We start from the raw sequence: 13,749 nt of genomic DNA, 5'->3' as shown, positions 1-13,749 counted from the left end.
ATAAGCCCCCTTACTATTTTATTAGTAGGGGGATTTTAGGATATTTGAATTTTAAGTCAATACAATAGATTTTACTTTTATCATTAAGTGAATGTCTCTTAATAAGCGTTTATTCATACAGTGCCTGTTGTATTACACTCACGAATGTATCAGTTGTAAGTTGGTTAGCGTGTCTAGCTTGGTAAGTACGATGTAAGTCGAACTGTTGATGGTTAGTAGTGATATCGTGTAACACTTGGTTAAACTGGTTAAATTGTTCTAATGTAAATGTGTTTTCTGGTGCAGTAAATGGACGCTGATGTGCAACCTCATCCCACGCTAAGATAACGTGTTGATGATGAAATGCACGTACTACTGCATTTTCAATTTCGTTGCCTTGATTAATGTCGAGGTAAATATCACAGCGTTGGTATAGTTCCGCAAATATATCTTTAGTTGCTGCTGGATATAAATGTACGTGTTGATGTTGATCGTACGCCATGAGTTTGGACGACATTTCAGTTAATGCAGCGATATGGAATTGCATATTAGGGTGCGCCACTATAATATGTTCAAGTTGCAGTATTTCATCTGAGTTTGTCAGGATGAGTGCATGGTTTGAATATTGATTTGATTTATCAAAGTTATACAGATAACCGGCTTGATAAACATGCGATGCTTGTTCAGAATTAAGTTGTGCCACCACAGTATGATATTCTCTGTAATCAGGTATCATCACAGAGAATTGACGTTGTAATGTACTATCTAGTAATGACAACATATTTCCTGGGACATGACCGTTACTACTTTCCTGCCAGAATAATAAGCCTTTACCTTCCGTATTCATATGATGTAAGACTAAAAATGGTGTTGATAAAGAATTAATAATGATCTCAGATAAATCCACTTGAATTTGTTGAAGATAGAAGGTTATAAACGCTACTTTAGAAGGGAAGAAATAGGATTGTCCTTGCCAGTCTAATACATAATCCCCTGTGACATAGTTTTCATATATCACTTCTTTACCTTCTCGGGTTACATATTTCTTTAATATAGCTTTTCCAGCTAAGTCATAAATCGTTTCAGCAAATTTAAAGCCATGTTTTGAATAATGATCTTCAGAACGTAAACGACTTTTATCGTCGAACCAACGCACATGACTAACTATGCGCGTTTTATAATGCGGGCGGTAACGTATTTCGCCTCTAATATGTCCCATATCTTTAATTTGAGCTGATTGTCCATCGCCACTAATTTCCCAAAATGGTGGGACATCAACAGCATTAAAGAATTTAGGTTGATCGTCATCATGTAATAGATTAGCCGCAAAGAATTGATAAGGGGACGTCACTTCATCTGGTAAGAAACCATCATCTTCAATACAAATGGTGAAGTTATGATAATCTGCTTGTTCAAGTGTTTGATGTAATAACTGAGTCGGTTGATTATAATATTCAAATAAATTAATCATAGAGCACCTCGTCGACTAAATTCTGCCATTTGTTAATCATTTCTATTGTCTTAAATGGTGTAGCAATATCATATGAAACTTGTTGAGGAGATGTAGGTCCATTGTTAAAGTATCGAACTATTTTATCAGCCATACGATCTGTAATCTCCTCGATAGATTCTTCCTTAGTCGGTTTATCTAATAAGTAACCGTTTTGACCATCTGAGATGAAAGTGGGGTTCCCATAGTTCACATTGAAACCAATCATACCTAAGCCAGAACCTACTGCTTCCATAAGTGTTAAGCCAAAGCCTTCACTTTGTGATGCTGATACAAATAATTCATATTGTGTGTAAATTTCATCAAGATTGACGTGACCTTGTAAGTGAATGTAGTCTTCGGCATGATGGTCACTAATGATTTGTTGAATTTTATCTTTTTCTGGTCCGTGTCCGTAAATATCAAATGATAGCTGTGGTACGGCTTGTTTGGCTTTAATAACTGCAAGTGCGATCCAATCGACGTGTTTCTCAGACGCTAAGCGTGAAGCGGTTAGGATAGAATAAGGTTGTCTTTCTACACTTGGCATTGTTAATTGGTCGAGACTGCCCACGGGTATCGTTCTAATACGTGGTTGATACTTTGTATATTGCGCAAATTGTTGTGACAGAATTTGATTTTGTAAATCGGTAGCCACGATATAGAAATCAATATATGGTGCGTGATTGAACTGATATTCATAATAATTGTTCCATAAAATGTGCGTACCATCTGTGATATTGTCACTATAATGTTCCGCATGTACCACAACACCTAAATGACTTTGGCCTTTATTTTGAAGAACTGCTTGGCCGATATCAGTGGCACGATCTAATATGACAATGTCGTTATGCGTTAAATGTAATTGTTGAATAAAGTAAGCAACAAAGGCTTCTTTACAATCAAAACGTGCGTCGTTAAATACATAGGAATGCGCATCGCCATCTATGATTTCTTGATAGGCGATAGAGCCATTTTCATTGTAGAACTGACGCATATACAATTTGGCATAGTTGTCATAAGGTGCGTAATATTCAGAGAAGACACGAACATAGCTATAGAAATCTTTGCGAATTAACATACCATTAACGACAAATTCAGCACGGTCAACATAGGGTTGGTCGGCATTTTTCATATAACAGGTTACAAATGTTTGAGGTTGATGGTCTAAATAAAGACGTTGTACCTTGCCTTGTTGATCGACTTCAGTCCGTGTCACTGTATTTCCGACATCGTGTTTGAGCTGATCGATGGTATATGTAGTTGGTGCTATTGGGATATCTGTAAAGTATTGATATAACCAAATGACTTCGTTGTCTTGAAACCCCAAGTTAGCCGTTAAGGTTTGTATATTTTCTGACGCAATAAAGTCTAAAAATATGAACTTTGCATCTTCTTTTAAATGTCGTAGCATTTGTGCGCGATAACTTTGTGCATATTCTACGCCGCTACTTGCCCAACCAATGCCAAAGTTGATGTTATAAATTGTCATAAATAGCCCTCCTTTTAAGGGAAATGAATGGTTAAATCACCATTTTGTTGTGCATCAATGATACTTAAACATAAGTTTCGAATCATACGATGTTTAATGTCATGTTCCATATCATTAAATGAATCTAACGCCACTTTATGGTATTCAAATATAGAATTCCGTTGACCTTTTTGACGCTGATTGACGTTCGCTTTGAGTTGTTGTAAATAGTCTACTTGCTCAATCCATGATGTGTCGATGGCTTTGAGTACTGCTTTTCTTAAAAATTGTTGATATAACTCGTTGTCACTAATTTTCTGTTTATTAGTGGCCAGTTGATCTTTAAATTGTGTTATTAAAAACTCAATATTTTCATTGTGATTTTGATGATTAAATTCAAAATTAGCATCCACAAAACTAAAGCTCAAGTTTTTATAGATATAACGAACAATATGATCTCTCGTCATACTACCGTCAGTCTTAAAGTCATGATTAAAGACATCACGAGCAATACTTTCAAAGTCTAAGTCATCTAAGTTTTCACTATTAAGTATACGGTTACGTTCACTATAGATTAATTGACGTTGTGTACTAATACTCTTCTCGAATTCATTTGCCGTTTCACGTGCTTTCATGCCTTCTTCTTCAGAAACACGTTGTGCCTTTTTAACAATACGTTTGATTTTATTATTAAAGGTAGGGCTATCAGATAGGTATGCTGTATCTTGTTTCATCAATGATGGATTGTCTTTTAACTTGGAATCACTCCAACGTTGGACTAAGTAATCATCTAATGAAATAAAAATTTGAGACTGACCTGGGTCACCTTGACGACCAGCACGTCCTCTTAATTGTCTATCGATACGACTATTTTCCATGTGTTCATTAATCAGTACTGTTAGACCACCGAGGTCGTGAACTTCTTTAGACAGTTTAATATCTGTACCTCTACCAGCCATACTTGTGGCTACAGTAACGGCATTCAATTGACCTGCCTCTGCAATCATTTGGGCTTCACGAGCAACATTTTGTGCAATCAGCAAGTTGTTCGGGATATGTCTATTAAATAATTCACTTGAAAAGTATTCCGCTGCTTCAGCTGTACGAGTAATTAATAATACAGGACGTTGCTTTTGATGATAGTCAATCACTGTATCTAAAATTGCGACATTTTTATCGTCATCATTCACAAATACTTTATCCGGTAAATCTCGTCTTATCACAGGATTAGACGTTGGAATTTGAATAACGATTTTTGAATAAAGGTCGAAAAATTCTTTCTCCGCAAGTTTACCTGTCGCCGTCATTCCAGAAAAGCGTTCAAATTGCATAAAGAGATTTTGGAAGGTAATGGTAGCCATGACACTCATATCATCTGAAATATCTAAATGCTCTTTAGCTTCTAAGGCTTGGTTAAGTCCGGCTTGCATTTTCGTGCCTGGTAACATACGTCCTGTGATACGGTCGATCAACATGATTTCGCCGTCCATAATAATGTAATCTAAATTAAGATCAAATAAATAAGTGGCACGTAATGCAAGATTAATATTCCTTACTAAATCAAAGTAGGGGGCATCATAAATATTAGGCACATCAAAATATGTATTGGCCTTTTCGATACCTTGTTCAGTTAACCAAATTTCACGCTTTGTCTTTTTCATTTTGAAATCTTGATCCTCTTTAAGTGTTGCTACAAAGGCTTTTACAATTTCAAACAAATTAGATTGTACTCTTGGTGCACCAGAAATGACGAGTGGTGTTTGTGCTGCATCTAAGATAATAGAATCCACTTCATCAATGAGGGCATAGTGTAATTCAGGTAAGAACTTGCTTTCTTTTGTATCAGCTAAGTTATCGATAAGATAGTCAAAACCTAAATTACCATTGGTTGTGTAAATAATATCGTGATGATATAGCGTCTGCTTTTCTTGATTGGATATAGGTCCTTGAGGATTCTCTACAAATCCCAGTGATGTTGTAAGACCTAACCATTCATATAAAGGTTTCATTTCTTCGTAGTCACGTTTAGCTAAATAATCATTTGTAGTTATTAAAAAGACAGACTTACCTGTTAGCGCATTTAAGTACAAGGGTAATGTGGCAGTTAATGTTTTACCTTCACCTGTCTGCATCTCTGAAATATTTCCTTGATGCATCACTATTGCACCTAGTACCTGTACGTCTTTGTGATACATACCTAATACACGACGTGACGCTTCTCGGACAACAGCATAGGCTTCAGGTAAAATATCATTCAACGTTGCGTTACCATCTTGCAGCTGCTGTTTGAAGTCTATGGTTTTGTCTTGTAATTGTTCATCTGAATATTGACGCATGTCTTCACTATAACGATTGATTTTATTTAATATTTTATAAAGTTTTTTTAACCTCATATGATTAATTGCGGTATTCACATTGAGATTCATAGTTATCCTCCTTACTGATTGATTAATGGATTTTAATCATGATCACGTTTTGGACGTGTAGTTTTCATGATTTGATTGACTAGGTTAACATTCTCCTGTGGTGTACGTGGTCGACCGTCCTCTGATGAATGTGTCTCTGTTATATCATCAGAGCTCGTTGAAATGTCATTGGTTGATGATTCGATAGATTCGGCGATTTCTTTATCTTTATCCTTAACAAAATATCGTTCAGTTAAGGTGATTTTCTTAAATATAAGATGATGACATGCAGCGTTCATCAAGCAAATATCATAACTATAAGCCTCATTTGCATAAATAAAATAGCTATCAGTTTCTTTAATCATACAGTGGTCGAATGCTTTACCATTTTTTAAATAAAAGGTCACAATGACATAAACACTTTGTGCTGGCGTGGCAGTAATATCTAGATGAATATCATAACGATAACCTCTCTTTAACATAGGGAGTTTAGGCGGATGCCCATCTTTATCAAATGTAGTGGCTGGTTCCCATAAGTTAATTTGCAAGCCTGATGGCATGAGTTGATTTTCATAATATGTGTAGTCATCGTGAAATTGTATTGTTGCGCCATGTTTATAAGTATGACGTGTCACTTTGCGCCATCTTACGTCTAATGTTTGATTACTTTGCATGATTGTCTCTCCCAAAATGATCTTTTAATAAAATATGATAAAAGTTCATAAACCAATTCACAACGGTTGATGTATCATCATTATGTCGACCTGGTACGGCTTTGTTCATCAGATGGACATGATGTCGGCTTAATACTGGTAGCAAATCTTCGAATGCAGATTGATCGTAATCGTCGTTTTTCATATAAGTAATAGCAATGGATGTATCGCTAATATGACGATTTGAAAAGACATTCCAGAATTTGTTGTCTAAGTCTTTAATATGCTTCAAATCGGTGTTAGTTTGTGATGACTCGGTCATTGTATGTTCGGGTGAAAGGGCGATATCTAATGATGTTTCGAAATCATTAGGTCGTAATAATTTCATATTTTTAGCTATAGTACCGACATTGACTAAAGGTTTACCAACGTTAATGCCTTTAGGATTTAATTGGGCACCGTAGTATAAAGCACCAAATGATCCCATAGATAAACCTGATAGTATCAAGTCATCTTCTTTGAACCCGAGTTGGTTTAGTGTATCGGTAATGACCTGTTTAATACCATTTTCATACGTATCAGAACCTAAGTAAAATGCGCCACCTTGAATTCTTGGATCACTAATCAGTAAGAAAGGCGCACCTAATTGATTCATTAGAAAATAAGCTTCAAACCCTTCAGCTTCACGATAACCACTAAAGTAAACATTAAGTGGTGGTTTGAAATCTCCAGGATTAAAGTAGTAAAAGAATTCTTCGCGATTTTCATCTACAAAACGATGACTACCGAGTAATAAATGACCGAATTCAATATGTGATAAACGTTTATGTACAGCGCCAATATGAATGGTACCACTACCTTTAACACTTACCGATGTTGAAATGTATGCTGTATAGGGTCTGCGTTGTAAATAAAGTGGCTCGGCAAGTGCTTCTTCACTTAGAACAATCTTTTCAAGGACGCCTTCTTCTGGGTTTAAAGATACTAATCGAAACGTATATTCTAAGGTGACATCACCTTCAGTTCGGAATTCCGGCCAAACTTCAATCACTTTATCTTTATCGTATACGAGGTTTTGCTGCCAATTAAGTACCGGAATCAATTCATCACCGAAATGACCTTTCAATTGAATTTCTCTATTACCATAATGAATCACTTCGATATGTGACGGCGATTGGATATGTGTTCGAGCTGGACTCACCTTATCTCCGTATTGCCCAGGAAATGAAATGGATATCAATTTATCATGAAGATCATCCGTCGTATCATAATGAATAGGGCGAATGAGATATCTCTGCACTAAATCAAGTTCATCATAGCCACTTGGCCAATATTGTGCATCGACAAGTGTATTATATGGATGACTCACAATATGCAAGAGTTGTGTTAATGCATCTGTCAGGTTCGCTTGAATAAATACTAAATCAAACTGTCCAGATTCCTCGACAATCTCCTTAATACTATCGATATACCCACTATCAAATTCAAATAATTGTGTATCAAAATAGTCCCAAGTGACTTCCGGTTTATGCGTGAATAGATATTCTAAATCTGTTCCGCCAATTTGTAATACATTAAATTTACGTGGCATGGTTATCACCTTCTAAAAAGTGGTCAAGTTGTTCAATAATGTGACCTGAACTTAAATCTTCAATCATATTGGTATTAAATGTAAACGCACCATTCCAATGTTTTAAAGTACTTAAGAAATAATCTAACGCAGTCGTAATATCCGCATAACTATTAATCAAATAGCCATTTTCTAAATGAGTGACATAACTACTTTGATGCATATTTATTTGTGGGATTCTGACACTGATACTTGCGATTTGTAAGAATAAATCTGGTTCATCATTAAGGTCAATGACGATTCTTAGTCGAGACAATGCCTTTAATACGTCATATTCAAATGGCACCGATTGAATTTGTACTAATTCCTCAAAGTCTTCCGCTGATTTTGCTTGGATTAATTCTGATTTGGCTAAATCATCCTCATCTTCTTCATTGAATGTTTCATTAACATTTTGTATTAATTGAGACAACCATTGTTGTAATTGAGTAGCGCTATTTTTCGTTAAAATAACTAGGCGATACGATGGATGACGTTTAATATAAGTGATTAAATCATTGATTAATATTTGCAAATAATCATCATTAAGACCATCAATCCAAATACCTATGTAAGTTTCATCTAACTGGCTACTTAGATTTTCTAAGATTTGTGTATCGAATGGTGTAAATCTCAATATTTCAGGTTTAGTATCCAGTGTTTCAATGAGTTGATGTAAGATATGTTCATTTTCATGTGTATCAACAAGCCATTTGTTGCTATGTGCCATACTCTTAATTAATGGTTGGTCAATCGTACGATTACGTTTATTAAAAATAGAGTAATATACTTGCACGTCATCTCTAAGCGTATTAAAAATGCCGTTATGAGCAATATGTGATGAAACAATCAGTTTATCATTTGCTTGCATATGTTGATTACAAAATGTGTTTAAACGTTCTGTAATTAAATCAATCATTGATGGATAGGTCTTGGAATGAAATTGGTGCGCATGATCTGCCATAACTTGAACAACATTAGTCTCTAGGTTTTCACGTAAAACAACATCACCCGAAGCGGTTAAATAATCCTGATATTGTTCGTGACCGAGCTCGTCGTAATAACGGATAGCACTCAAATAACCACGTTCGTCAAAAATATATCGACGCTGATGGATATCATGTTCAAAATCATCCACTACAATTAAATAGCCATCTTGATTAAAATAAATTTTAGATACGTAATGTGCTTTCATAGCCTGTATTAAATAAGGTGAATAGAAAAATTCAGTGTTATCAGGCCATTCTAAGTCTTCAAATTGAAAGGATCTAGGTGGAATGTCTTCGAATCCCTGAATTTCGTCAAATAATGACCAAATATTTGCTTCATATAAGTCATACTTATGCAGAAATAAGCGTAAATTGGGATTAAAACTTAAATGAAGTAGTTTAAAATCTTCGTCATTTTTTTCATGCATCGACATGAGACTAATGGAATCGTCAAACTCGATCATTGCATTTTTTATATAAAATGGTTGATTCAAATTACGCCACCATTGATCATTGTTGTACCATGCTGGAACGAAATATTTCATACCTTACTCCTTACCAATATTTGTTTAAAAATGATTTATATTTATCAAAGTATAAATATGTTCTAATTGTTTCTGTAATATTTATCGTAATGTAAATCAAAATAATAAACTGCGTAAAAATTGAAATTTGATCGTAAATACCAGATATAAATATAGAACTAATGAGCGGCAGGCTAATGATAAAACCTATTATTAAGGCGCCGATTGCACTAATTTTTTTAGCTCTACGGTCTAAATAATGTCTTGTATCATCGCCAGGATAAATGCCATCGAAATAATTCCCACTCTTTTGAAAGTCTTTAGCAATACGTTTTGTATTCAACATAACTCGAGATAAATAATAGTTTAAGATAATCAACATGATGATGAATATCAATACCCCAATCGGATTATCTAATTCTAAAAATGGTTGTCGATATTGAGTATCTCCAGTGATCCATCTTCCAACTAAATGTATTAAGACACCTAATAAGAAGAACAGTGAAAAGTTAAACATGATTGAAATACTACCAGCAGGGTTTAATTTCCAAGATACATAAGTGTCTTTTTTAGATGTACTGATATTCATAATATCTCTATAAATCATGCGATATTCAATCATTTCTATGAATAATAAAAGAATCAACACGACTAATATCATAACTCCACCAATCACCATCGTTTGGGCATCCAACAATTGAAGATGTTTATTTTGAAACATAGATTTGATGATACTAACTAATACGATAGGCGTTGGACCTGCGATACCATAAACAGTATTTTGATCAGCTAACCACACGAGTAACATTGTGCCGGCTACTAAGATAAGTAACATTAAAGGGAAATTAGCGTGATGAATCATACCCTTATTAATGTACTCACTTAAGATAAAATACCCTTGAATTAATGCTAATAAAATAGTGAAAAAACGTTCTTTATAGCTACGTTCTAGACGTGTTTGTTTTTGACCTTTCTCCATATTTCGATAGGTCAGTAACGTCATAATAATCATCGTGGTAAGCCAAGGACTTAGACCCAATGAGAATAGGTTGAGTGTTGTAATATCTCCGCCGACATTTGAAATAGCTAAATCAAGAAATTGATTCGTATGTTGTGCTGATGATTTCATATCAGCAATTTTAATATTACTACCCAATATGTATATGAAAATGATCATTAGAGTGAAAAGAATACGTTTATATAAAATTTTATATTCGATATTTTTAATGTTTTTAATATTCATCAATTTCCCACACTAATCCTTTTCTTTAAATGATTATAAAGAGGCAAAAGCACCCATTATTTTTTGAGTAATCAATTGAGTACTTTAGAAATAACAATGCTTCTGCCTCTATTTTATTCTAATTAATTATTGTTATCTTCTTTGCGATCTTTTTTTGTCTTTTCTAGATTTTCTAAATATAGCTAGACCGAAAATCAATGATAATAATCCTGATAGTAAACCTTTAGATTGATTGTCATCTTCACCAGTGTCAGGTAATGCTTCTGAATGAGGTTTGTTGTTGTCATGTTGTTGTGCCTCAGAAGTTGGATGCATAGGTGAAACATTAGTTGATTCACTAGATGATGCACTCATGCTATGTGACATAGACTGAGATGTGCTGTCGTTCGTAGAAGCGCTTGTGCTCTGACTATGAGATATACTTTCACTTGGTGTTTCGGACGTAGACATTGATGTACTATGACTGTTTGAATCACTGCCATTTACTGATTGACTAAATGAGAGACTATGACTTGGCGTATCCGATGTACTTACACTAGCGCTATCTGACGTACTATTACTATTTGAGTCACTGTTACTTGTTGAATCACTAATAGAAATACTATTCGTATGGCTATGTGATTGACTATCAGAAAGTGAAGTACTCATTGAATCACTTGTTGAAGTACTACTACTTTCTGAAGTAGACGTACTTGTACTTTCGGATCCACTTAGTGAAGTTGAAGCACTTGTACTTTCAGAACCACTTAGTGATGTACTACCACTAGTTGACGAACTGTCAGAAAGCGAAGTACTAGTTGATTCGCTAGTTGAAGTACTGTCACTTAACGAAGTCGAAGTGCTTGTACTTACAGAACCACTTAGTGATGTACTACCGCTTGTCGATGAACTATCGGAAAGTGACGTGCTAGTTGAGTCGCTTGTTGAAGTACTATCACTTAATGATGATGACGTGCTTGTACTTTGAGAATCGCTCAATGAAGTGCTGCCACTTGTAGACGAGCTATCACTTAATGATGATGACGTGCTTGTACTTTCGGAGTCACTCAATGATGTGCTACCGCTTGTTGACGAACTGTCAGAAAGTGACGTGCTAGTTGAGTCGCTTGTTGAAGTACTATCACTTAACGAAGTTGAAGCACTTGTACTTTGAGAATCACTCAATGAAGTACTACCACTTGTAGATGAACTGTCAGAAAGTGAAGTATTTGTTGATCCACTAGTTGAAGTACTGTCACTTAATGATGATGAAGTACTAGTGCTTTCAGAGTCACTCAATGACGTACTACCACTCGTTGATGAACTATCAGAAAGCGACGTGCTCGTTGAAATACTACTACTTTCTGAAGTAGAAGTACTAGTGCTAACAGAATCACTTAGTGATGTACTACCGCTCGTCGATGAACTATCAGAAAGCGACGTACTCGTTGAGTCACTCGTCGAAGCACTATCACTTAACGAAGTTGAATCACTTGTACTTTGAGAATCGCTCAATGAAGTGCTGCCACTTGTCGACGAGCTATCACTTAATGATGATGACGTGCTTGTACTTTCGGAATCACTCAATGACGTACTACCACTTGTAGATGAACTATCGGAAAGTGAAGTACTTGTTGATCCACTAGTTGAAGTACTGTCACTTAATGATGATGAAGTACTAGTGCTTTCAGAGTCACTCAATGACGTACTACCACTCGTTGATGAACTATCAGAAAGCGACGTGCTCGTTGAGTCGCTCGTTGAAGTACTGTCGCTTAATGATGATGAAGTACTTGTACTTATAGAGTCACTTAGTGATGTACTACCACTTGTCGATGAACTATCGGAAAGTGAAGTACTTGCTGATCCACTAGTTGAAGTACTGTCGCTTAATGATGATGAAGTACTTGTACTTTCAGAGTCACTCAATGACGTACTACCACTTGTCGATGAACTATCAGAAAGCGAAGTACTTGTTGAGTCACTCGTAGACGAGCTATCACTTAATGATGATGACGTGCTTGTACTTTGAGAATCGCTCAATGACGTACTACCGCTAGTCGATGAACTATCAGAAAGCGAAGTACTTGTTGAATCACTCGTTGAAGTACTGTCACTTAATGAAGTTGAAGCACTTGTACTTTGAGAATCGCTCAAGGACGTGCTGCCACTTGTAGACGAGCTATCAGAAAGTGAAGTACTCATTGAATCACTTGTTGAAGTACTGTCGCTTAACGAAGTTGAAGCACTTGTACTTTGAGAATCACTCAATGACGTACTACCGCTCGTCGATGAACTGTCAGAAAGAGACGTACTTGTTGAATCACTCGTCGAAGTACTGTCACTTAATGAAGTGGATGTACTTGTGCTTTCAGAATCGCTTAATGACGTACTGCCACTTGTCGATGAGCTATCAGAAAGCGAAGTGCTCATTGAATCACTTGTCGAAGCACTGTCGCTTAACGAAGTCGAAGTACTAGTGCTTTCAGAGTCACTCAATGACGTACTACCGCTTGTTGATGAACTATCAGAAAGCGAAGTACTTGTTGAGTCACTCGTAGAAGTGCTATCACTTAATGATGATGAAGTACTTGTACTTTCAGAGTCACTCAATGACGTACTACCGCTCGTAGATGAGCTATCGGAAAGTGAAGTACTCGTTGAATCGCTCGTAGAAGTACTATCACTTAACGAAGTAGAAGCACTTGTACTTTGCGAATCGCTCAATGACGTGCTGCCACTTGTAGACGAGCTATCACTTAATGATGATGACGTGCTTGTACTTTCGGATCCACTTAGTGAAGTCGAAGTACTAGTGCTTTCAGAGTCACTTAATGAAGTACTACCACTCGTTGACGAACTGTCAGAAAGCGAAGAACTCATTGAATCGCTCGTAGAAGTACTGTCACTTAATGAAGTGGATGTACTTGTGCTTTCGGAATCACTCAATGAAGTACTACCACTCGTAGATGAACTATCGGAAAGTGAAGTACTTGTTGATCCACTAGTTGAAGTACTGTCACTTAACGAAGTGGATGTACTTGTGCTTTCAGAATCGCTCAATGAAGTACTACCACTTGTCGACGAACTATCAGAAAGCGAAGTACTTGTTGAGTCACTCGTAGAAGTGCTATCACTTAATGATAATGAAGTACTTGTACTTTCAGAGTCACTCAGTGACGTACTACCACTCGTAGATGAGCTATCGGAAAGTGAAGTACTCGTTGAATCGCTCGTAGAAGTACTATCACTTAACGAAGTTGAAGCACTTGTACTTTGAGAATCGCTCAATGACGTACTACCGCTCGTAGATGAACTGTCAGAAAGCGACGTACTCGTTGAATCGCTCGTAGAAGTACTATCACTTAACGAAGTTGAAGCACTTGTACTTTGAGAATCGCTCAATGA

The 13,749-nt window shown here is 36.1% G+C and carries 8 protein-coding genes; all 8 read right to left on the bottom strand.

Annotated elements, in window-relative coordinates; translation table 11 throughout:
- Positions 1-109 precede the first annotated feature (109 nt).
- Positions 110-1,450, bottom strand: a complete 1,341-nt coding sequence (gene gtfB, locus ACJQQZ_RS08545) for an accessory Sec system glycosylation chaperone GtfB (protein ID WP_145506283.1) — start codon at positions 1,448-1,450, stop codon at positions 110-112.
- Positions 1,443-2,960, bottom strand: a complete 1,518-nt coding sequence (gene gtfA / locus ACJQQZ_RS08540; protein WP_145506287.1) for an accessory Sec system glycosyltransferase GtfA — start codon at positions 2,958-2,960, stop codon at positions 1,443-1,445. Before gtfA ends, gtfB begins: the two co-directional genes overlap by 8 nt.
- Before the next feature lie 14 nt (positions 2,961-2,974).
- The gene (gene secA2 / locus ACJQQZ_RS08535; RefSeq protein ID WP_145506290.1) at positions 2,975-5,365 is read right to left on the bottom strand and encodes an accessory Sec system translocase SecA2; all 2,391 of its coding nucleotides are present in this window, start codon (positions 5,363-5,365) and stop codon (positions 2,975-2,977) included.
- A 32-nt stretch (positions 5,366-5,397) separates the two neighbouring features.
- Entirely contained in the window at positions 5,398-6,018 is a 621-nt protein-coding gene (gene asp3, locus ACJQQZ_RS08530; RefSeq protein ID WP_145506293.1) for an accessory Sec system protein Asp3, read from the bottom strand.
- Positions 6,008-7,588: an accessory Sec system protein Asp2 gene (asp2, locus tag ACJQQZ_RS08525; RefSeq protein ID WP_145506296.1), complete on the bottom strand. Its 1,581-nt coding sequence runs from the start codon at positions 7,586-7,588 to the stop codon at positions 6,008-6,010. Before asp2 ends, asp3 begins: the two co-directional genes overlap by 11 nt.
- The gene (gene asp1 / locus ACJQQZ_RS08520; RefSeq protein ID WP_145506298.1) at positions 7,578-9,140 is read right to left on the bottom strand and encodes an accessory Sec system protein Asp1; all 1,563 of its coding nucleotides are present in this window, start codon (positions 9,138-9,140) and stop codon (positions 7,578-7,580) included. Before asp1 ends, asp2 begins: the two co-directional genes overlap by 11 nt.
- 10 nt (positions 9,141-9,150) lie before the next feature.
- Positions 9,151-10,362 (bottom strand): accessory Sec system protein translocase subunit SecY2, encoded by a 1,212-nt coding sequence (secY2, locus tag ACJQQZ_RS08515; protein WP_145506302.1) that lies wholly within the window; start codon positions 10,360-10,362, stop codon positions 9,151-9,153.
- 132 nt (positions 10,363-10,494) lie between these two features.
- Positions 10,495-13,749, bottom strand: a 3,255-nt coding sequence (locus tag ACJQQZ_RS08510) for an LPXTG cell wall anchor domain-containing protein (protein WP_408023119.1), incomplete at its 5' end; no start/stop codon positions are given.

The organism is Staphylococcus sp. KUGN1 (assembly GCF_045984185.1).
GTDB lineage: Bacteria > Bacillota > Bacilli > Staphylococcales > Staphylococcaceae > Staphylococcus > Staphylococcus warneri_A.
The sequence above is the reverse complement of the archived record's forward strand: the minus strand, read 5'-3'. Positions and strand labels throughout refer to the sequence as shown.

Excerpts from the sequence above, each read along its gene's own strand:
- gtfA (WP_145506287.1), bottom strand. The coding sequence starts at position 2,960 with ATGACAATTTATAACATCAACTTTGGCATTGGTTGGGCAAGTAGCGGC.
- secA2 (WP_145506290.1), bottom strand. The coding sequence starts at position 5,365 with ATGAATCTCAATGTGAATACCGCAATTAATCATATGAGGTTAAAAAAA.
- secY2 (WP_145506302.1), bottom strand. The coding sequence starts at position 10,362 with ATGAATATTAAAAACATTAAAAATATCGAATATAAAATTTTATATAAA.
- asp3 (WP_145506293.1), bottom strand. The coding sequence starts at position 6,018 with ATGCAAAGTAATCAAACATTAGACGTAAGATGGCGCAAAGTGACACGT.
- asp2 (WP_145506296.1), bottom strand. The coding sequence starts at position 7,588 with ATGCCACGTAAATTTAATGTATTACAAATTGGCGGAACAGATTTAGAA.
- asp1 (WP_145506298.1), bottom strand. The coding sequence starts at position 9,140 with ATGAAATATTTCGTTCCAGCATGGTACAACAATGATCAATGGTGGCGT.
- gtfB (WP_145506283.1), bottom strand. The coding sequence starts at position 1,450 with ATGATTAATTTATTTGAATATTATAATCAACCGACTCAGTTATTACAT.